We start from the raw sequence: 20,784 nt of genomic DNA, 5'->3' as shown, positions 1-20,784 counted from the left end.
ATGGTATTAGCTGGAATCGGTGCTGGATTAGCTGCAATTGGTGCAGGATTAGGTATTGGAAAAATTGGTGGATCTGCAATGGAAGCAATTGCTCGTCAACCTGAAGCTGCTTCAAAAATTCAAACTGCAATGATTATTGCTGCTGCACTTATTGAAGGTGTTGCACTTTTCGCAGTGGTAGTTGCGTTGATCGCAAAATAATTTTTTGAAAAAGAAAAACTAAACATCCTGTAACGGTTGGTTACAGGATGTTTTTCAACAAAAATCAACTTTATTATAATTATATAAATTATGAATTTAATAGCACCAGAAAGTTTAGTCTTTTGGACCACGGCAATTTTTATTATATTCTTTTTCTTGTTAAAGAAATTCGCTTGGAAACCTATTTTAGGAGCCGTAAAAGGGAGAGAAGATTCTATTAATAAGGCCCTTATGTCTGCAGAGGAAGCTCGCAGAGAAATTCAAAATTTAAAAGCAGATAACGAACGTATTCTTCATGAAGCTCGCGCAGAAAGAGAAGATATGCTTAAAGATGCTAGAGAAATTAAAAATAAAATTATTTCAGACGCTAAAGATGAAGCACAGAAACAATCTCATAACATGATTGAGGCTGCAAAAAGTGCTATTGAAAGCGAAAAGAAATCGGCAATGATCGAACTTAAAAATCACGTTGCAGAATTATCTTTAGAAATTGCTGAAAAAGTGGTACGTGGTGAATTATCAAATAAAGACAAACAATTAGAATTGGTTGAATCTTTATTAGGTAAATCTTCTTTAAACTAGAAATAATGGCAGGAACAAGAGCAGCAATACGTTACGCAAAAGCAGTTATAGAATTAGCACAAAGTAGTAATTCGGCAGAAGTCGTAAATACAGATATGTCTTTAATTGCTAATACTATTTCAGACAGTAAAGACTTAAGCGATATGCTAGAAAGTCCTGTTGTAAAATCTGCTGTTAAGAAGTCGGCGTTATTACAAATATTTAATAACATCACTCCATTAACTGTTAATTTATTCGATACTTTAATTACAAATAGAAGAATATCTATTTTAGGAGATGTCGCTACCAAATACAATCAATTATTTGAACAGTTATCTGGTGCAGAACTAGCAACAGTAACTACAGTAGTACCATTAACTAGCGATTTAGAAGTTAAAGTTTTAGCGAAACTAAAAGAATTAACAGGTAAAACAGTAGAAGTTAAAAACGTAATAGACGAAGACATTATTGGTGGTTTCGTATTACGTATTGGCGATTTGCAATACGACGCAAGTGTAGCAAATAAGCTGAATAAAATAAAACAAGAATTTTCATTAAATTAATTTTATAAATTTTTTAATCGGAAATTATTTCGATTAGAGCTTATATCTAAATAAAATGGCAGAAGTAAAACCAGCTGAAGTAACAGCAATCCTAAAGCAACAACTACAAGGTTTTGAAGCAGGAGCAACTCTAAATGAGGTAGGTACAGTATTAACTGTAGGAGATGGTATTGCACGTGTTTACGGATTAGCTAATGCACAATATGGTGAGTTAGTAGATTTCGGAGATGGTCTTGAAGGAATTGTATTAAACCTTGAAGAAGATAACGTAGGTGTAGTATTATTAGGACCTTCACAATTTGTTAAAGAAGGAACAACAGTAAAACGTACAGAGCGTATCGCATCTATTAATGTAGGTGAAGGTATTGTTGGTCGTGTTGTAGATACTTTAGGAAACCCTATTGATGGTAAAGGACCAATCACTGGTAAAACTTACGAAATGCCTTTAGAGCGTAAAGCTCCAGGTGTTATCTTTAGAGAGCCAGTAACAGAACCGTTACAAACAGGAATTAAAGCAATTGATGCTATGATCCCAGTTGGTAGAGGGCAACGTGAATTGGTTATTGGAGACAGACAAACAGGAAAAACTGCTGTTTGTATTGATGCCATTTTAAATCAAAAAGAATTTTACGATGCAGGTGAGCCTGTATATTGTATATATGTTGCTGTTGGACAAAAAGCATCAACAGTAGCTTTAATTGCTAAAACCCTTGAAGAAAAAGGAGCTTTAGCTTATACTACAATAGTAGCTGCAAACGCATCAGATCCTGCTGCAATGCAAGTTTATGCACCTTTTACAGGAGCATCTATTGGAGAATATTTTAGAGATACTGGTAGACCAGCTTTAATTGTTTTTGATGATTTATCTAAACAAGCTGTAGCTTACCGTGAGGTATCTTTATTATTAAGACGTCCACCAGGACGTGAAGCATATCCTGGAGATGTATTTTACTTACACTCTCGTTTATTAGAACGTTCTGCAAAAGTCATTAATAATGATGAAATTGCTAAAGAAATGAATGATTTACCAGATTCATTAAAACCAATTGTAAAAGGTGGTGGTTCTTTAACAGCTTTACCAATTATTGAAACACAAGCAGGAGACGTTTCGGCATATATCCCAACAAACGTAATTTCTATTACAGATGGACAAATCTTCTTAGATGGAGATTTATTTAACTCTGGTGTACGTCCAGCAATTAACGTAGGTATTTCTGTATCTCGTGTTGGTGGTAACGCTCAGATTAAATCTATGAAAAAAGTATCAGGTACTTTAAAACTGGATCAAGCACAATACCGTGAGCTAGAAGCTTTCGCTAAGTTTGGATCAGATTTAGATGCTGTAACTTTAAATGTAATTAATAAAGGTAAACGTAACGTAGAGATTTTAAAACAAGCTCAAAACGATCCGTTTAAAGTAGAAGATCAAGTTGCAATTATTTATGCAGGATCTAAAAACTTATTAAAAGACGTACCTGTTGATAAAGTAAAAGAATTTCAAAGTGATTACCTTGAATTTTTAAAAGCTAAGCATGCAGATGTATTAAGCACTTTAAAATCAGGAAAATTAACTGATGAAGTTACAGATACATTAACAGCCGTAGCAAAAGAATTATCAGTAAAATTTAAAGCTTAATTAGATTTTAGTATTGAGTAGTGAGGTTGTTTAAACCATCTCACTACTGAATACTCAATACTTTATTCTAGTATAAAACATGGCAAATTTAAAAGAAATACGTAACAGAATAGCTTCGGTATCTTCAACGATGCAGATTACCAGTGCCATGAAAATGGTATCGGCTGCAAAGCTTAAGAAAGCGCAAGATGCTATTACTGCTATGCGTCCTTATTCAAGCAAGCTTTCCGAACTTTTAGTAACGTTAAGTGCAACTATAGATTCTAATATATCTAATAAATATTCAGAACAAAGAGAAGTAAACAAAGTACTTCTTATAGCTGTAACTTCTAATAGAGGTTTGTGTGGTGCGTTTAACTCTAACATTATTAAAGAGGTAAATAATCTGGCTAAAACAAAATATGCTGGTAAAGACATATCTTATCTTGTTGTTGGGAAAAAGGCAAATGATGCATTTAAGAAAACAAATAAAATTATAGAAAATAGAAGTGATATTTTCGATGATTTATCTTTTGAAAATGTTTCTGGAATGGCTGAATCTTTAATGAAGCAGTTTGTAGACGGTGATTTCGATCAGATTGATATTGTTTACAATCAATTTAAAAATGCAGCGACTCAAATTGTAACAACAGAGCAGTTTTTACCAATTTCACCTATTGAAGTTGATGAAAATGTAAATACGGATTATATTTTTGAGCCATCAAAATTAGAAATTATAGAACAATTGATTCCTAAGTCTTTAAAAAATCAATTATTTAAAGGGATTAGAGATTCGTTTGCAAGCGAGCACGGTGCACGTATGACGGCTATGCATAAAGCAACCGATAACGCAACAGAATTAAGAGATCAATTAAAATTAACTTATAACAAAGCACGTCAAGCTTCAATTACTAATGAAATATTAGAAATTGTTGGTGGTGCAGAAGCTCTTAATAATTAGTAATTACTAATAGATTAAGCAAATTATAATAATTTTTAGATAGTAGTCTAAACATTAATGTCACATTACAATATAGAGCCTTGCAATTAGCAAGGCTTTTTTTATACTGTATCTTTGCTTTTACTATCTTTATTAAATACAAAATGTGCACTATGAAATTTTTAAAAATCTTTTTTTTATTTAGTGTTTTGCTAAGTTCTATTACAAACTGTGCTTCACAAAAAATTGAAAAAGAAGCTCCGGTTGCTATTAAAGAAGTCTATACAAAATCTTGGACATCTGGAGTAAAAACAGGAGGCTCTGGTATTAATATATTTGTAGATTTACAAGAGGCACTTCCTGCCAATATTACCTTAGATAGTATTTATTTTGAAGCCTATCAATTACCATTAAAACAAAATAACAATAATCCGTTATTGTTTGTAGGTCGTAAAGTGAATGCATCTAATCAAAATATCTCCATTTTAAAAGCTAATGCTGTTACAGACCAAATGGTTTTAGAAAGTACAGAAAAACAGGCAAAGTTTCAGTTAGAAGATAGTGCATGTATAATTCGTTATACAGATTCAGGAGATGTTAAATATTTTAAATATGAGGGTCTGTATCGTAAACAAGCACCATTAATACCTAAGGCAAGACCTAAACACCAATAATTAGTGTGTTTCCTTTTTTAGTTCTACTGATTTCAATACTTTTATCCTCCTAGAATATTCAATATATTGAGCACCTTACAACGCCTTTTTAAACAGACATTTATTTACGGTTTAGCAACAGTGCTGCCTCGTATGCTTAATTTTTTTTTGGTGCCATTATATACGTCGCCAGGAGTATTAAACTCGGTTGCGGAATATGGTACCGTATCGGTTATCTTCTCTTGGTTTGTAATATTTAATGTTATTCTTGCTTATGGAATGGAAACCGCCTTTTTTAGGTTTTTTAATAAGGAGAAAGACCAAGATGTAGTTGTAGGAACCTCTACCATCTCTTTAGCAATTTCATCTTTTGTGTTTTTTGGATTGGCATTGATATTTCAAAATCAGATTGCTTATATCACAGAAATTAAGGTCGAGTATATTAAACTTGTTATCTGGATTTTACTTCTGGATGCGTTGGTTATTATACCTTTTGCATGGTTACGTGCTAACGAAAAATCTATGACATACGCGATTATAAAAATTGTGAATGTTGTAATTAACTTAGGGCTTAATTTATTCTTCCTTCTAGGTTTAAAAGATTGGTCTTATCATCTTGGTTTTCTAGATACTATTTGCAAAGAAGATTATCAAATCAATTATATTTTTATAGCTAATTTAGTAGCTAGTGCAGTAACATTACTCTTATTACTGTCGTTTTATATAAAAGTCAAATATCAATTTAATGCCAGTTTATGGAAACGTATGATGCGTTACGCTTTTCCTGTTTTAATTTCTGGAATTGCCTTTTCTGTAAACGAAACATTCGACCGTATTTTATTAAGTAAAATATTACCTGAAAATATTGCAGATACACAAGTTGGTATGTATTCGGCTTGTTATAAACTCGCGTTGTTTATGACGTTGTTTGCTACCGCATATCGTTTAGGAATAGAACCTTTCTTTTTTAGCCACGCTAATACTAAAAATCCGCAAAAAAGCTACGCCAAAATTTTAGAGTTTTTTGTTACCATTGGATCTTTAATCTTGTTAGGTGTTATTGTATTTGCAGACCTTTTAAAGGTAATTGTTATACAAAGTGAAGACTATTGGCAGGCCATGTCTGTAGTGCCAATTATCCTTTTAGCTTATCTGTTTTTAGGGATGTATCATAACCTATCTGTGTGGTATAAAATTACAGATCGCACTAAATTTGGGGCGTATATTTCTATTTTTGGGGCTATAGTAACATTAGTTTTAAACTTTTGGCTTATACCAATTATTAGTTATGTAGGTTCTGCAATTGCAACCTTAGCTGCATATAGCAGTATGGTAATGTTGTCTTATTATTTCGGAAGAAAATATTATCCAATTCCATATAACATTAAAAAAATAAGTGCTTATATATCAATATCAGTAACCTTTTCAATTATTTCATTTTATTTCTTTAGAGAGAATTATGTAGTTGGTATCGGATTACTTTCAGTATTCATGCTGATAATTTATAAGTTTGAAAAAGAAGATATTCAAAGTCTATTAAAACGATAACATGACAGTAAAAATTATAAATAAATCGAATAACGCATTACCTCATTACGAAACTGAAGCATCTGCAGGAATGGATTTACGTGCGCTTACAGCCGAAGCGATTACTTTAAAACCCTTAGAACGCACAATTATAAAAACAGGATTGTTTATAGAATTACCTGTTGGTTTCGAAGCACAAGTGCGTCCTAGAAGCGGCTTAGCTGCAAAACATGGTATAACCGTACTAAATGCTCCAGGAACTATCGATGCCGATTACAGAGGTGAAATAGGCGTGATTTTGGTTAACTTATCTAACGAAAATTTCACCATTGAGAACGGAGAACGTATTGCACAATTAGTATTTGCAAAACACGAACAAGCTCAGTTTGAAGAAGTAGAATCACTTTCTGAAACGGTAAGAGGAGAAGGTGGATTTGGAAGTACTGGGAAGAAGTAATTTCGTGCGTAGGCAGGAATCTCTAACTCGATAAAAATGAATTTATGGTTTGTCTATATTATGAATATTATAGCCTCAAGGTGTTTTGAATATTGAGGTAACAAATGATATTGAAGAACGCGTTAAAGAACATAAATTAAGGGTATATCCAGATGCTTTTACTGCAAAATATAATTGTGACAAATTAATTTATTTTGAAGAATTTTCTAACGGAAATGAAGCGGTGACCAGAGCGCGCCAATTTAAGTAAAGGGAGAGGAATTGGAAAAATTAAATTAATTGAAGAAATGAATCCTTATTGGATATATTTAAGTCTAAATTGAAATTATAACAAACTAAGATAGAATGTTCCTATGTATTTAGGGATGAAGTTTAACTAAAAGATACCTGCTTTCGCAGGCATATATATGAAAATCATAGTACCTATGGCTGGTCGCGGTTCGCGATTACGCCCACACACATTAACAGTACCAAAACCATTAATTCCTGTTGCAGGACAACCTATCGTTCACCGTTTGGTAAAAGATATTGCAAAAGTAATTAACCAACCTATAGAAGAAATTGCCTTCATTTTAGGAGATCCTGCTTTTTTTGGAGACGATGTTGTTGCTAGTTTAACCAAACTTGCAAACGACCTTGGAGCAAAAGCATCTATTTACAGACAAGATCAACCTCTTGGAACTGGTCATGCGATTATGAGTGCTAAAGCGTCTCTTTCTGGTCCCGCAGTTGTGGCTTATGCAGATACGTTAATTCGTGCCGATTTTAATTTAGATCCGGATGCAGATGCCGTTATTTGGGTAAAAAAAGTAGATAAGCCAGAAGCATTTGGTGTGGTAAAATTAAACGAGCGTAAAGAAATTGTAGAATTGGTTGAAAAACCTGAAACATTCGTTAGTGATCTAGCTGTAATCGGGATATACTATTTTAAAGATATAGCCGTTCTTAAAGATGAACTTCAGCATGTGTTAGATAATAACATTATAAATGGTGGAGAATACCAAATTAACGATGGTATTAAAGGCATGATGGCTAAAGGAAAAGTTTTTAAAACAGGCCAAGTAGATGAGTGGATGGATTGTGGTAACAAGCCTGTAACTGTAGAAACTAATGGTAAAATGTTAGGTTTTTTACATGCAGATGGTGTAGAGCAATTAATAGACGATTCTGTGATTCTTAATAATTCTAAAATTATCGAACCTTGTTATGTTGGTAAAGATGTTGTGTTAACAAATACAACTGTTGGTCCAAATGTATCTATTGGTATGGGATGTGTTTTAGAAAATTCAACCGTTAAAAATACCATAATTAGTAATCATTCAACTATTAAAAATACTAATTTAGATGATGCAATGATTGGTAATTATGTAGAATTCGATGGGAATTTTAAAACCATTAGTATAGGTGATTATTCAGTTTTAAAATAAGAGAGATACATAACATGAGCATGAGATTTAGAACCATTATTACGTTTGGTTTTTTGGGGCTATTTTTAGTTTCCATGACATCTCATGCTCAAGTTAATTCTGCTACAATACCCACGGAGGATTTAGACGATCAATTTCAGGAATTATTTTTCGAAGCATTAAAGCAAAAAGGTATAGAAAACTATAACCGGTCTGTAGAAGCGCTTCAGAAATGTATAGCTATAGATGATACGCAGTCTGTGCTCTATTTTGAAATGGGCAAAAACTATAATAAACTCAAAAATTTTGGTGAAGCAGAAATTGCTTTAAAAAAGGCAGTAAAATTAGAACCAGATAACGAGTGGTATTTAGACGAGCTTTACGATGTTTATGCTAAACAGAATGATTACGATAAGGCTATAAAAACGCTTAAACAGTTGGTTAAATATCATCCGGATTATAAGGAAGATTTAGCGGCTTTGTTTGTGCGTACCAAAGATTACGATGAGGCACTTAAAGTTTTAGACGATTTAGATGCAGAGTTTGGACTGTCTTCAAGACGTGATTTTTTAAGAAATCAGATTTATGATGCGACAGGACAAAAGAAAGAGCAAATAGAAAATCTTGAAGAACGTGTAGAAAATAATCCAGATGAAGAGTCTAATTATCTGGCTTTAATTTATCGTTATAGTGAGAGCGGAGATACCGATAAAGCTTTCGATACGGCTAAGAAATTGTTAGAAATTAATCCGAATTCTCAATTAGTACATTTGGCATTATATAAATTTTACTTAGATAATAATGAGCCTGAAAAAGCTATTAAATCTATGGAAATTGCCATGAAAAGTCCACAAATAAAAGCAGAAGCAAAAGTATTAGTGCTTGCAGATTTTGTGAAATTTGTTAGAAAACATCCAGAATACGAAGAGGAACTTGTCGCTGTTTCTGCAATGGTAGGAGATTCTAAAGACGGAAAAACACTTGTAGAATTAGCACAATATTATTTAACAAAAGGAGACAAGCAAAAAGCAATAGATTATTACTCTGAAGCGCTCCAATTGGAAGGTGAAAATTATGGTATTACAAGAAATATAATTGTAATTTATATTGATCTAGAACAATTTGATGTAGCTTATAAAAAAGTAGAAGACGCTTTAATTAAATATCCATCTCAGCCCGAATTGTATTTAATGGCAGGTTTGTCTTTAAATAAAACGAATAGGTTTAAAGAAGCCATAGAGCAGTTAGATATGGGCTTAGATTATATAATAGATAATACTGCACTAGAGAGTGATTTTTATTACCAAATCGCTAAATCTTATTTGGGTTTAAATCAGCCTAAAGAAGCAAAACGCTTTACTGATAAAGCAAATAAAATTGAAAATTCAAAGTAATGAAACATCTACTACGCATTGTAATAGTCGGAGTTTTAATGGTAACTGTTGGGTGTAAATCGGCTAAAACATTAACGGAAACCGATACCAACTTAACATTAAACACAAAACAATTAATTAAAGAAAATTCTAGGCAAGAAGCTAACTTTAAAACACTTTCTGCAAAAGTAAAAGCTGTCTATTCTCAAGGTGATAATTCTAAATCTGTAGCCATAAATTTAAGGATAGAAAAAGATAAAACCATATGGTTAAACGGTCCTTTTTCTGCCGCAAGATTGTTAATTACTCCAGATAAAGTTCGTTTTTATAATAAACTAGATAATACTTTTTTTGAAGGAGATTATAAATTATTAAGTGACTTTTTAGGAACAGAATTAGACTTTAATAAAGTTCAGAATTTGTTGCTAGGAGAAGCTCTTTTCAGTTTAAAAGCAGATGAATATGAATCTTCAGTTTACGAGGAATCATATTTAGTGCAGCCAGAAGCACAAAAGCCATTATTTGAGTTGTTTTACATTATAAATCCAGCATATTTTAAAATTATGTCTCAGCAATTATCTCAACCAAAGGATCAACGCATACTGCAAATAGACTACATAAAATATCAGGAAGTTAAAAAACAGATTATTCCAAAGCAAATAAAAATAAATGCAGTTGAAGCTAGAAGCGAAACTATTATAGATTTGCAATTCAAATCTGTATCTTTGAACGAAAAATTAAATTTCCCTTTTAAAATTCCTTCAGGTTTTGAAGCTATAGAACTTAAATGATTAAAGCACGGTTCCCATATACATTAGTTGTTATTTTTATCTGTTTATTAAGCAGTGTTTCTGTATTTGCCCAAAGTAAAAAGCAACAGGAGTTGGAAAATCGCCGACAAGAATTGCGTAATGAGATTGAGCAAATAAACAGCATGTTGTTCAAAAATAAATCGAAAGAGAAATCGCAATTATCATTAATTCAAGATTTAAATCATAAAATTAATGTGCGTAGTAATTTAATTAAAGTTACTAACCAACAGGCTAATTTACTAACACGCGAAATAGGAGTAAATCAGCGTGAGATTACTCAACTTCGTGAGGATTTAGAAAATTTAAAGAAGGATTATGCCCAGATGATTGTGCATTCTTATAAGAGTAGGAGTGAGCAAAGTCGTGTTATGTTTTTATTATCGTCTTCCAATTTTCAGCAAGCATATAAGCGTTTACAGTACATTACGCAATATACAACTTACCAAAAAGAGCAAGCTGCAAGTATTAAAATTAAAACTGAAGATTTAAAAGTTGCAAATGCAAACTTGCTAAAACAAAAAGCAGATAAGCAGGAGTTAATAAAAGACAATAGTATAGCGCAAGGACAGTTGGAGTTAGAGCGCAGACAGCAACGTACTTTAATGGCTTCTATTCAGAAGGATTTAAAAACGTATTCATCTCAAATTAAACAAAAGCAACAAGAAGCAAATAAAATTGATCGTGAAATCGAGAAATTAATTCGCGAAGCTATTGCAAAATCTAATAAAAAAGCAGGAAAAAGTACAACAGCTAAAGGTTTTGCTTTAACACCTGAAGCTAAAAGTCTAGCGGCTAGTTTTGTTGCTAATAAAGGAAAATTACCTTGGCCAGTACAAAAAGGAGTGGTTACATTACGTTATGGAAATCAGCCTCACCCAATTGTTAAATCGGCTACAATACATAGTAATGGTGTGCGTATTGCAACAAGTCCAGGAGCAGAAGTTCGTGCTGTATTTAATGGCGAAGTGTATGCTATAATTGTTCAGAAAAAAGGGAATCCAACCGTATTAGTTCAGCATGGTAACTATTTTACAGCTTATAAAAACTTATCTAAAGTGTATGTTAAGAAAGGCGATAAAGTAGTAACCAGTCAAGCTATAGGTCAGGTATTTACCAATAGCTCTACTGGAGATACTACATTAAGTTTTAGTATTTTTAAGGAAAGTACAACGCAAAATCCTTCGTTGTGGCTTTATAAAATGTAAGTGTTATTCGTCTTTTAAAAAGAGCGCTTTTAATTCTGTTGCTTCATTAGGCTTCATTCTGCCTGCTAATATCAAGCTTAATTGTTTACGGCGTAAGGCAGCCTCGTAGCGTTCTTTTTCTAATTCAGTTTCAGGAATAAGTTCTGGAACAGGAATTGGTCTTCCGCTGTCATTAACAGCAACAAATGTGTAAATGGCAATGTTTGCCTTTGTTTTAAGCCCAGATTCTCTGTCTTCTGTCCAAACATCTATGTACACTTCCATAGAGCTCTTAAAGGCTCTAGAAACTTTAGCTTCAACAATTACAACACTACCTAATGGTATTGCATGGTTAAAAGCAACATGGTTTACAGAGGCGGTAACTACAAATCGTCTTGAATGACGACGCGCTGCAATACTTGCGGCACGATCCATACGCGCTAGTAATTCTCCTCCAAACATATTGTTTAAGGGATTTGTCTCGCTTGGTAATACAAGATCTGTTAATGTTGTTTTAGTAGCTTCTGCTGTTTTTGGTTCCATAGAAATTTATTTGAGTTAAAGGTACAAAGTGAGGGGTGACTTCCAAATATAAATTTAGATTTTACCTCTATAAAAAAAAGCGTTATAAGAAATACTTATAACGCTTTATATAATTTTAAAATGTGTTTTAGTCTAAGTTTTTTACAAGCATCCAAGCATCTGGATTACCGTTTTTTCTGATTTCATTTAAAGCTTCATAAGCTTTTTCTCTACTTTCATAGCTATCGTAAATCACTTGATGTAATCCGTATTTGTTTACGCCAATTTTTCTTGCATTAAAACCTTCAGCTTTTAGGTTTGAAACAATCCTATCGCAGTTTTCTTCTACGCGAAAAGCTCCAGCTACAATGTGGTAAGATCCCACAGGTTTAGTAACTATTAATTTTACTGCAGGTAATGGGTTTTCAATAACAAAAGTTGCTTCTTGAATTTTATGTTCTAATTGAGTGTTCGCAGATTCTTGTGCAATTTGGTTGTGACTTTCAACCTTATTTACATAATATTTAGAACCAATAAAACTACTAATACCTAAAGCTAAAACAGCTACAGCAGCATAGCGTAAATATGGTCTTGATTTACGACGTTCTGGTGTAATTGCAAGCGGTATTACTTTCTCTATAGATTCTATTTCGCGTTTATATTCAATTCTAGAAATAGCAGGAGAAACCATTTGGTTTAATCCAAATGCATCTGTTAAATAGTTTAAATGATTAAAAGGTTCGAATGTGACCTTGCCTTCTTCATTTAGTGTTAAAGACCCAATGTTTTCTAAAGAAATAGTTTCCTTTTCAACCAATTGAGATTTAATAGAACCAACACATTTTTTTATCTTTTCTAGTGCAATTTCGAAAGGAATTTTTTCTACATCAGCAATATAATGAGCTAAAAGTCCATCATTTTGTTGAATTTGTTCGTTAAAAGAAATCGCTTTTTTAGGCGGATAAAAAGTATTTGTGCTTGTATTTATCTTAGCAGAAACACGTTGTGTTAAAAACGCTCCAAACTCAGGAACGATAACACATTCGTATCTGTATAAAAGGTCGCTTATGTAGTTTTCTAATTGCATAAATGCAAAGTTAATTAAAATTTTATGTGTTCATAATATGGTGTATAACTTTTTATTAACACCAAAGCAAAAAGTTTCTTGTGTGTTAAAAATCAATTGTTTAAATTTAGTAAAATGATTAAAAATATTCTTTTTTAATTGAATTTGGTTTTATAGGACTATGACTGAAGATGAAATTTTATATGTTTTAGCATTACAACATGTTTCTAATATTGGAGATGTAGGTGCTAAAAAATTAATAGCACATTGTGGATCTGCAGAAGCTGTTTTTAAAGAAAAAAAGCATGTGCTAGCTAAAATTGATGGTATTGGAACCTTAAGATTAAAGGGGTTAGGTTTAAGTACGCATTTAAAAGCAGCAGAACTTGAGTTGGAGTTTATTAAAGAACACGCGATTAATTGTTTGTATTTTAAAGCTGCTAATTATCCTGAAAAATTAAAACATTGTATAGATGGCCCAATTCTATTGTTTCAATCTGGTGCTATAGATTTAGAATCTAAGCGTATAATTAGTATTGTTGGTACTCGTAAAATTACCACGAGCGGCATTGCTTTTTGTGAAAAACTAATTGAAGAACTCGCTCCTTTTAATCCAGTTATTGTTTCTGGGTTTGCTTATGGTACAGATATAACTGCGCATAAAGCGGCCATGAAAAATGGTTTACAAACTATAGGATGTTTAGCCCATGGTTTGAATCAGACCTATCCTAAAGTGCATAAAAAATATGTTGCAGATGTTGATAAACATGGTGGTTTTCTTACCGATTTTTGGAGCTCTTCCGTGTTTGATAGGAATAACTTTTTAAAACGTAACCGTATTATCGCAGGGGTAAGTTCTGCAACAATTGTAATAGAGTCTGCCGAGCGTGGCGGAAGTTTAGTAACTGCAGATATTGCAAATAGCTATAGTCGAGATGTTTTTGCTGTGCCTGGTAGGCCAACAGATAGGTTAAGTATTGGGTGCAATAATTTAATAAAACAACAAAAAGCACAGCTGTTATCTACGCCTTTAGATGTTGCGTATATGTTGAATTGGCAGTTAGAAGCAAAACAAAAAGTGATACAAAAACAACTGTTTGTAGAGTTGGATAATCAGGAACAGCTAATTTTTAATTTTTTAAAAACGGCAGATAAACAAATATTAGATACTATTGCAATAGAGTGTGGTTTACCTATTTTTAAAACGGCCAGTGTGTTGTTAAATATGGAATTAAAAGGTGTTATTCGTCCGTTGCCAGGGAAATTATTCGAATTAATATAAAGGTTACATATTAATTTTTAAAACCCATATATCTTCAAAATAATCCAGTCGCGATAACTCACGTTGTTTTAGGTAGACTACATTAGGGTCTTCGCTCATTTCTAAATAAATATAATCCCAATTATTTTTAGGGTTCTTATAAGATCTTGGAGTGTGTCCTTTTTCTCTTAAAAACTGTTTCCAATTTTCGGCATTGCTTTCTACGGAAAATACATTGGTTACAAGGTAATATCCTGGTTCTAAATTGGGGATTGAGATTGTTTTTAATTTCTCTATTTTAAGAACATCTTCATTTTGTGGTAATGCATAGGTGTCAATATCTACCGTCATATAATAATCGTCGTTTTTATTTTCTAAATAAATCGGACTAATTTCAGTTTCAAAAGCGACAAAAAACAAGAAAAAACGATCTGCTTTTGTTTTTAATTTAATAGTTAATTCAGAACTGTTATTAGATAGAATGTTGTTGTTTTTGTTAGGAAGTGTCATTTTTACTAAGTCGAAACCTAAAGTATTCATGCTATTTGGAGTCCGATCTTTAAAATATTTATTATCTATAGTTATGGTGCTATTAAAGAAATTGTTTTCAGGTCTTAAAGGCGTAGATAATGGTACATATTTGTTTTTGTTATAGTCGAAAACGGTACACATATCTGTTTTTAATTTACTGTCTCCTTCTAAAGTTCCTATGGAGAGCGCTGTTTTTATATCGCCTTGTTCATCTGTTTTAAAATCGGCAAAAGTAATATCTACGGGTTTCTTATTAACTTCTATAAAACCATTGTAGGTCGTAAAATATTTAGGTTTTTCGTCGGGGTTTTCATAAATAACATACATTAACCAACCACCAGAGCAACCTCCAGAAATATAGCCTTCTGTCGCTTTAATATTTGCTACGGTGTAGTTTCCGTCTAGCGTATCTGTATTTTGAAGTATTTCGGTAATATCTGCATAGCACACATAGGGTTTCGAATCGTTGAATGTGGAATTTAAATAACTATCATATACATTTAAACCTTTAATTGGGGTGTATTCACCTTTTGGAGTTTTAAATAATATGTTGTTAACATCTAGCGTGCGTTCATCGTTCCCTTTGTAAATAATTTGATTATTTAATGTACGTTTTACGCCTTTATCGTATTTGTAAACAGCGCTCCAATATAGCGCTGCGTAAGCTATTTTTTTTGAGTTTTTTGGAAGTGTTAATACAGCCTGACTGGAACTAAATGTAGATTTATCGTTGTCTACATCTATAAACTGCATTTTAATTTTATCGTTAAAAGTAGATCTGTCGTCAAAAGGTTCAACATCATCTTCACTAACAATATTATTTCCTATTAGTGCAGAATTTCCTTTAAGATATAATTGATTATTAACTGAAAAATTTAAGCCTTCTTGTGCGTATCCAAAATGAATACCCACAAAAAGGCATAAAAAAAATAGTGGTTTAAAGCGAAGCATATATTATAATTTAGGAAGAAAACAATATAAATTAAAAATACAATTTTTTTATTGTGTTAGCTTCTTAATATCCTACTTTTTTACGAACACGAGCTAAAGTGCTCTGTGCTACTTTTTTAGCTTTTTCTGCACCAACAGCTAAGGCTTTATCTATTTCTTCTAGGTTGTTAATGTAGTAGTCAAAACGTTCGCGTTGGGTCGCATAACGCTCTACAATTAATTCAAAAAGCGCTTGTTTTGCATGCCCGTAACCATAATTTCCGTTTTCATAATTAGCTTTCATGGTTGCTATTTGTTCTTCTGAAGCTAATAAGCTATAAATAGCAAAACAATTACATGTACTCCAATCTTTTGGTTCTTCGAGAGCAGTACTATCTGTTTGAATACTCATTACTTGCTTGCGTAATTTTTTATCGCTTTGAAAAATATTAATAAGGTTATTTTTACTTTTACTCATTTTAGCGCCATCTGTACCAGGGATTAAAATACCGTTTTCTAGAATTTTTCCTTCGGGTATTACAAATGTTTCTCCCATTTTAGCATGAAAACGAGATGCAACATCACGTGTCATCTCAATATGTTGTAATTGATCTTTTCCAACAGGAATAATTTCTGCATCGTATAATAAAATATCTGCAGCCATTAGCATTGGATATGTAAATAACCCTGCGTTTACATCATCCAATCTGTCGGCTTTATCTTTAAAACCATGAGCTAAAGTTAAACGTTGGTATGGAAAAAAACAGCTTAAATACCAGCTTAATTCTGTTGTTTCAGGAATATCACTTTGTCTGTAAAATACTACTTTTTCAATATCTAATCCAAAGGCAAGCCAAGTCGCGGCAACACAATAGGTATTGTGTCTAAGTGTTTCTGCATCTTTAATTTGAGTTAGCGAATGCATATCTGCTATAAATAAATACGATTCGTTAGCATCTATTTCAGACATTTCTATTGCAGGAATAATTGCTCCTAATAAATTTCCTAAATGTGGTGTTCCTGTACTTTGTACACCTGTTAAAATTCTTGCCATTATAATTATAATTATTGAAAGGTAAAGGTACTTTTTTTATATAAAAAAGTATAAATTAATTGTTACAGACCATTTCATTTTTTTTCAAAATAAGCTATTTAAATAGAATGCTAAATTATAGTTGTATTTTTATTGTAAGCAAAAACTTACTTTGTGTTACGGTAAAAATCAGAGGCTCAGTCCTTTTGTAGTGTTTTTTTAACCGTTCATAGGAATTAATGTGCATATGGTCTGAATTTTTTGTTACAATTATTCTACTTCTTAATTTTGTATCAAAGTTAGTATTTAATTTTTTCTTACTACTGTATGCTAGCAGTATGTGAGGTTAATTATAGCTAGAAGACTTAACTATTCTACTTATGAAAAACATTACTTCTCTCGTGCAATTTTGTACGCCCTTTAAAAAAATAATACCGTTTCTTTTATTACTATTTATTACTACTCAATTTTTTGGTCAATCGGTAACAAGTGTATCTCCAACGCGAGTAACGTACCAAACAAAAATTACAGTTATAGGGACAGGGTTTACATCGTCAACTGAATTTTCTATTAAAGGTAATGACATAAGTACTTCTAGTACGACTTTTGTAAGCTCTACAGAAATGAGTTTTGAAATTACGAAAAACTCAGCTACAACAACAACAACAAATGATGTTACTGGGAACTTAAAAATAGATGGCACAGCTACTAGTTTTTATATAGATTATATTGCTCCTAGAACTCGAGTTTTAAAAAATTCAGGAGGTACAAATGCAGTAACAAAAATTACAGAAATTTATTCTAAACTCAAGGTTTTAAATAGTACGCCTGTGTTTTGGAGATCTACTTCTTCTGTACGTTTAGATAATAGTAATGATTTATTAGGTTTTAAATATAATGGTATTGTGTATTCTACAGGTGTAGATAATGACATGTTAAAATCTAATCTGTCAGGAGAAATAAACATATCAGATCCTGCTCAGTATGTAGAACAAACGTTTAAAGCATATTCTACAAATGGAGTTGAAGGGGACGCGGGTTCAGATAACTATATTGGTACTGCAGATTATGTAGATGGAGAAAAAAGTGAAGGTTCAACCATAACTTCCAATTTTATAAAGGGACTTACAGCCTACGATGTAATTACAGATGGAGTAAATGGTCTGGATTTAGGTACAGGTATTGCAAACTTTAATCAAAATTCAAGTATCAAATTTTTTAGTGGTAATGGATTAGTGGGAGCTGTAACAGATAGTACGCCAGATTTATTAATAACACAAATTGCACAACCAGGAGGTACAAATGGTTATGATGTTTATTATTATGCAGACGAAGATGGAAATGTTGTAGGAAGACCCATTAAATTAATTATATATGATGAAAAAACTCCTGGGGCATCGTTATTAACAACTTGGTATGTAGATTTTTACAGCATGAAAGAAGAGTCTTTTGCGACTTCTACCCCTGTGCAAAAAAAATTAGGAGATGATGCTACTAGACCACTAAGAATGGTTGGTCTTGAGTTGTCTGATTTTGATATTACAGATGATTCTAATGATACAGATTCGTACATAGGGAATGTAAATAATATTAATTTAATGGCAGGAGGAAAATGTGATTTATCTTTTCTAGCATATAATAAAAGTGCTTTTGATATAAAAGCGCCTACCGCCGATGTTTTATTGCCTAGATATGTGTGTAGATTACCTAGTGATACAGACATTACTTTTACAGTTTCTGCTGAGGTAGATGGAGGGTTTTCTGGAAGTACTGCTAGCACAGATGAAGCATTGCATTACCAATGGAAAAAATATAACGAAGATTTATCAGATACAGATGCTTCTCTTACTATAGATAACGTTGAAGAATCAGATTTAGCGACCTATAACGTAAGAGTATCTAACGAGTTTGGCTCAATAACAGTGCCTGTTACTTTGTCGCAAGGGGGAACACCTGCTTCCTGGGATGGGACTTCTTGGAGTATTTCAAGTCTATATGATGAGGCAGGTATAACTATAAACGATCAAGATAAAAGTTTAATTTTTTATAATGATTACAATGAAGATACAGATCTTGTAGGTTGCGACTGTACCGTAAAAGCAGGGAATGATGTTGTTATTCCTTCTAAAAAAACACTTACCCTTTATAATGAAATAACAGTAGAGCCCTATGAAGCAAGTTATACGCTTGAAGATGGTAATACTGCTCCCGCAGTTGCTGCAGGAACATTTACTTTAGAAAACAATGCGAGTTTAGTACAGATTAATGATGAAGACGGCAATATAAATTCGGGAGATATTACAATGAAGCGTTTAGCCGACGATTTACATACTTACGATTATGTATATTGGTCTTCTCCTGTTTCAGATTTTAATATCTCTAATATTCCAAATTCAAGAATGTACAAGTGGGATCCTACAGATGGAAATGCTAATGGTTCATCTGGAAATTGGATAAGTGTTACTAGTGAAACAATGGTTGCAGGTAAAGGTTATATCGCTCGTGTACCTAGTGCTTCCGATTTTACTACAAGCTTTGTAGGAACACCAAATAATGCAGATATAAGTATTGCTGTACAGAAATCTACAGGTACAGAAGTGAGCGACGATGAAAAAAACTTTAATTTAATAGGTAATCCATATCCTTCTGCTTTAAGTGCTGATTCATTTTTAGAAGCCAATACTAATATTGAAGGAAGTGTAAGTTTATGGATGCACGGAATAGTATTATCAAAAGATAATGCTAGTGATTTTTATGAAGATTTTGGAATAAATTATAGTGAAGACGATTATTTAGTATATAATGGTATAGGTTCTGTTCCTTCAGGTGTAGATTTCGATGGAAACATTGCTTCAGGGCAAGGCTTTTTTGTAAAAGTAGATAGTGATGCAACAGATCTTAATGTCGATTTTACTAACGATATGCGTTATGATGCTTCAGAAAATGATTACGATAATTCAGACTTTTTTAGAACAACTTCAGAATCAGATACAGCATCTTCAGAGAAACAATTGATTTGGTTAAATTTGATAAATGAAAAGAATGAATCTAAAAGTACTTTAGTAGGATATGCAAATGGTGCTACTTTGAAAAAAGATAGACTTTATGATGCCTATATAAACACTGATGATTTTCAGATATACTCATTAATATCAGACGATAAAATGGTAATTCAAGGACGTCCATTACCTTTCTTAAATTCAGATATGGTACCGTTAGGTATAGATGTTCCGGATAATGGAACGTATAAAATAGGTATAGATAATCTTAAGGGAAGTAAATTTGTAGAGGCTGATCAAGAAATTTATTTAAAAGATACGTATTTAAATATTGAACATGATTTAAGAGATTCGCCTTATAGTTTTACAGCTGTTTCAGGAGAAACTAAAGATCGTTTTGTTTTAGTATATACGGCGAGTAACGAGAGTACCTTGGCTGTAGATGATGCTTTAGTTGAGAATACATTTACCTATATAAAAAATGGAACATTATATGTAAAATCGTCTAAAACGATTAATGCAATTCAAGTGTTCGATTTAACAGGTAAACAAGTTATAAACTATAATTCTGCTAATAATACAACAGAGTTTAGTGCTCCTTTCTCTTTTTCAAGAGGAGGATATATTGTGTCTATTTCATTAGAAGATGGTAATACTGTAACAAAGAAACTAATAAACTAATTCCCTTCCCAAAAAATAGAAATTTATAACGTTTAGATATAAACTAAAAATATTATTTGCTATTAATTAACCATAAATATCTAAAAGTTTCTAATACATAAAAATGAAACTTTTAGATATTTATTTAAACATTCTATTTATGGAAAGAAAGATTAATCAACCTAAAATGATTATTCAATTTAAAAGCATGTTGTGTACTGTGTTTTTCATGGCCTCTTCTCAAATGCTTTTTTTTTGAGGTGTATCTCCAATAAAATATTGTTTTCTACCAGTTAAGCTGTTAGAATATAAATTTTTATATAAAAAAGGCTATTGAGTGAATGAGTTTTTAAACATCTGTTAAGTTTTGATTTACAGGTATTAGAGGTGTTTTTTTTGTATAAAGGAAAAGCGTTCTACTAATATTAAATAATTTTGTAAACTTTTTTTATTTTTTATTTTTTAAAATATTGTATGTTAGTAGTAAAAT

The 20,784-nt window shown here is 32.1% G+C and carries 19 protein-coding genes; 15 read left to right on the top strand and 4 right to left on the bottom strand.

What is annotated here, in order from left to right:
- The 13 genes from atpE (at nt 1) to GQR95_RS04610 (ending at nt 11,313) form a co-directional block, all read left to right on the top strand.
- A complete protein-coding gene (atpE, locus tag GQR95_RS04670) occupies nt 1-201 on the top strand; it encodes an ATP synthase F0 subunit C (RefSeq protein ID WP_174545274.1) in 201 nt (66 codons plus the stop codon).
- Between the two features lie 90 nt (nt 202-291).
- A complete protein-coding gene (locus GQR95_RS04665; protein ID WP_159022059.1) occupies nt 292-783 on the top strand; it encodes a F0F1 ATP synthase subunit B in 492 nt (163 codons plus the stop codon).
- Nucleotides 784-788: 5 nt separating this feature from the next.
- On the top strand, nt 789-1,325 hold the full coding sequence (gene atpH, locus GQR95_RS04660) for an ATP synthase F1 subunit delta (protein ID WP_159022058.1): 537 nt from the start codon (nt 789-791) through the stop codon (nt 1,323-1,325).
- A 55-nt stretch (nt 1,326-1,380) separates the two neighbouring features.
- Nucleotides 1,381-2,961 carry a F0F1 ATP synthase subunit alpha gene (atpA, locus tag GQR95_RS04655; protein ID WP_159022057.1) on the top strand — a complete coding sequence of 527 codons (1,581 nt, stop codon included), beginning with the start codon at nt 1,381-1,383 and terminating at the stop codon, nt 2,959-2,961.
- Nucleotides 2,962-3,040: 79 nt separating this feature from the next.
- Nucleotides 3,041-3,901: an ATP synthase F1 subunit gamma gene (atpG, locus tag GQR95_RS04650; protein WP_159022056.1), complete on the top strand. Its 861-nt coding sequence runs from the start codon at nt 3,041-3,043 to the stop codon at nt 3,899-3,901.
- Between the two features lie 152 nt (nt 3,902-4,053).
- The gene (locus GQR95_RS04645) at nt 4,054-4,554 is read left to right on the top strand and encodes a hypothetical protein (RefSeq protein WP_159022055.1); all 501 of its coding nucleotides are present in this window, start codon (nt 4,054-4,056) and stop codon (nt 4,552-4,554) included.
- A gap of 66 nt (nt 4,555-4,620) precedes the next feature.
- A complete protein-coding gene (locus GQR95_RS04640) occupies nt 4,621-6,081 on the top strand; it encodes a lipopolysaccharide biosynthesis protein (protein WP_159022054.1) in 1,461 nt (486 codons plus the stop codon).
- 1 nt (nt 6,082) lies between these two features.
- Nucleotides 6,083-6,517 (top strand): dUTP diphosphatase, encoded by a 435-nt coding sequence (gene dut / locus GQR95_RS04635; protein ID WP_159022053.1) that lies wholly within the window; start codon nt 6,083-6,085, stop codon nt 6,515-6,517.
- Between the two features lie 85 nt (nt 6,518-6,602).
- Nucleotides 6,603-6,767 (top strand): hypothetical protein, encoded by a 165-nt coding sequence (locus GQR95_RS16725; RefSeq protein ID WP_233265999.1) that lies wholly within the window; start codon nt 6,603-6,605, stop codon nt 6,765-6,767.
- Nucleotides 6,768-6,924: 157 nt separating this feature from the next.
- Nucleotides 6,925-7,944, top strand: coding sequence for a sugar phosphate nucleotidyltransferase (locus GQR95_RS04625; protein WP_159022052.1), 1,020 nt, complete (start codon nt 6,925-6,927; stop codon nt 7,942-7,944).
- A gap of 20 nt (nt 7,945-7,964) precedes the next feature.
- Entirely contained in the window at nt 7,965-9,317 is a 1,353-nt protein-coding gene (locus GQR95_RS04620) for a tetratricopeptide repeat protein (RefSeq protein ID WP_159022051.1), read from the top strand.
- Nucleotides 9,317-10,087, top strand: a complete 771-nt coding sequence (locus GQR95_RS04615) for a DUF4292 domain-containing protein (protein ID WP_159022050.1) — start codon at nt 9,317-9,319, stop codon at nt 10,085-10,087. Before GQR95_RS04620 ends, GQR95_RS04615 begins: the two co-directional genes overlap by 1 nt.
- Nucleotides 10,084-11,313, top strand: a complete 1,230-nt coding sequence (locus tag GQR95_RS04610; RefSeq protein ID WP_159022049.1) for a murein hydrolase activator EnvC — start codon at nt 10,084-10,086, stop codon at nt 11,311-11,313. The genes GQR95_RS04615 and GQR95_RS04610 overlap by 4 nt, the downstream gene beginning before the upstream one ends.
- A 3-nt stretch (nt 11,314-11,316) precedes the next feature.
- On the opposite strand, the gene GQR95_RS04605 is transcribed toward GQR95_RS04610, so the two are convergent.
- Together GQR95_RS04605 and GQR95_RS04600 are read right to left on the bottom strand one after the other, a co-directional pair.
- Nucleotides 11,317-11,835 (bottom strand): acyl-CoA thioesterase, encoded by a 519-nt coding sequence (locus GQR95_RS04605; protein WP_159022048.1) that lies wholly within the window; start codon nt 11,833-11,835, stop codon nt 11,317-11,319.
- 127 nt (nt 11,836-11,962) lie between these two features.
- Entirely contained in the window at nt 11,963-12,901 is a 939-nt protein-coding gene (locus GQR95_RS04600; RefSeq protein WP_159022047.1) for an SPOR domain-containing protein, read from the bottom strand.
- Between the two features lie 160 nt (nt 12,902-13,061).
- Between GQR95_RS04600 and dprA the strand changes: the two genes are divergently transcribed.
- Entirely contained in the window at nt 13,062-14,162 is a 1,101-nt protein-coding gene (dprA, locus tag GQR95_RS04595; protein WP_159022046.1) for a DNA-processing protein DprA, read from the top strand.
- A gap of 3 nt (nt 14,163-14,165) precedes the next feature.
- Here dprA and GQR95_RS04590 read toward each other — a convergent pair whose 3' ends face one another.
- Both GQR95_RS04590 and trpS read right to left on the bottom strand, forming a co-directional pair.
- On the bottom strand, nt 14,166-15,623 hold the full coding sequence (locus GQR95_RS04590; RefSeq protein ID WP_159022045.1) for a hypothetical protein: 1,458 nt from the start codon (nt 15,621-15,623) through the stop codon (nt 14,166-14,168).
- Between the two features lie 64 nt (nt 15,624-15,687).
- The gene (trpS, locus tag GQR95_RS04585; protein WP_159022044.1) at nt 15,688-16,656 is read right to left on the bottom strand and encodes a tryptophan--tRNA ligase; all 969 of its coding nucleotides are present in this window, start codon (nt 16,654-16,656) and stop codon (nt 15,688-15,690) included.
- A gap of 359 nt (nt 16,657-17,015) precedes the next feature.
- Between trpS and GQR95_RS04580 the strand changes: the two genes are divergently transcribed.
- Nucleotides 17,016-20,315 (top strand): T9SS type A sorting domain-containing protein, encoded by a 3,300-nt coding sequence (locus GQR95_RS04580; RefSeq protein WP_159022043.1) that lies wholly within the window; start codon nt 17,016-17,018, stop codon nt 20,313-20,315.
- Nucleotides 20,316-20,784: the final 469 nt, after the last annotated feature.

Origin of the sequence: Formosa sp. L2A11 (genome assembly GCF_009796865.1) — a bacterium.
In the GTDB taxonomy this organism is placed as follows: Bacteria; Bacteroidota; Bacteroidia; order Flavobacteriales; family Flavobacteriaceae; genus Formosa.
Note: the sequence above shows the minus strand (reverse complement) of the source record. Positions and strands in the feature narration are given on the sequence as shown.

Excerpts from the sequence above, each read along its gene's own strand:
- atpH (WP_159022058.1), top strand. The coding sequence starts at position 789 with ATGGCAGGAACAAGAGCAGCAATACGTTACGCAAAAGCAGTTATAGAA.
- GQR95_RS04665 (WP_159022059.1), top strand. The coding sequence starts at position 292 with ATGAATTTAATAGCACCAGAAAGTTTAGTCTTTTGGACCACGGCAATT.
- GQR95_RS04610 (WP_159022049.1), top strand. The coding sequence starts at position 10,084 with ATGATTAAAGCACGGTTCCCATATACATTAGTTGTTATTTTTATCTGT.
- atpE (WP_174545274.1), top strand. The coding sequence starts at position 1 with ATGGTATTAGCTGGAATCGGTGCTGGATTAGCTGCAATTGGTGCAGGA.
- trpS (WP_159022044.1), bottom strand. The coding sequence starts at position 16,656 with ATGGCAAGAATTTTAACAGGTGTACAAAGTACAGGAACACCACATTTA.
- GQR95_RS04590 (WP_159022045.1), bottom strand. The coding sequence starts at position 15,623 with ATGCTTCGCTTTAAACCACTATTTTTTTTATGCCTTTTTGTGGGTATT.
- GQR95_RS04600 (WP_159022047.1), bottom strand. The coding sequence starts at position 12,901 with ATGCAATTAGAAAACTACATAAGCGACCTTTTATACAGATACGAATGT.
- GQR95_RS04605 (WP_159022048.1), bottom strand. The coding sequence starts at position 11,835 with ATGGAACCAAAAACAGCAGAAGCTACTAAAACAACATTAACAGATCTT.
- dut (WP_159022053.1), top strand. The coding sequence starts at position 6,083 with ATGACAGTAAAAATTATAAATAAATCGAATAACGCATTACCTCATTAC.
- GQR95_RS04580 (WP_159022043.1), top strand. The coding sequence starts at position 17,016 with ATGAAAAACATTACTTCTCTCGTGCAATTTTGTACGCCCTTTAAAAAA.
- GQR95_RS04615 (WP_159022050.1), top strand. The coding sequence starts at position 9,317 with ATGAAACATCTACTACGCATTGTAATAGTCGGAGTTTTAATGGTAACT.
- atpG (WP_159022056.1), top strand. The coding sequence starts at position 3,041 with ATGGCAAATTTAAAAGAAATACGTAACAGAATAGCTTCGGTATCTTCA.
- atpA (WP_159022057.1), top strand. The coding sequence starts at position 1,381 with ATGGCAGAAGTAAAACCAGCTGAAGTAACAGCAATCCTAAAGCAACAA.
- GQR95_RS04645 (WP_159022055.1), top strand. The coding sequence starts at position 4,054 with ATGAAATTTTTAAAAATCTTTTTTTTATTTAGTGTTTTGCTAAGTTCT.
- GQR95_RS04620 (WP_159022051.1), top strand. The coding sequence starts at position 7,965 with ATGAGATTTAGAACCATTATTACGTTTGGTTTTTTGGGGCTATTTTTA.
- GQR95_RS04625 (WP_159022052.1), top strand. The coding sequence starts at position 6,925 with ATGAAAATCATAGTACCTATGGCTGGTCGCGGTTCGCGATTACGCCCA.
- dprA (WP_159022046.1), top strand. The coding sequence starts at position 13,062 with ATGACTGAAGATGAAATTTTATATGTTTTAGCATTACAACATGTTTCT.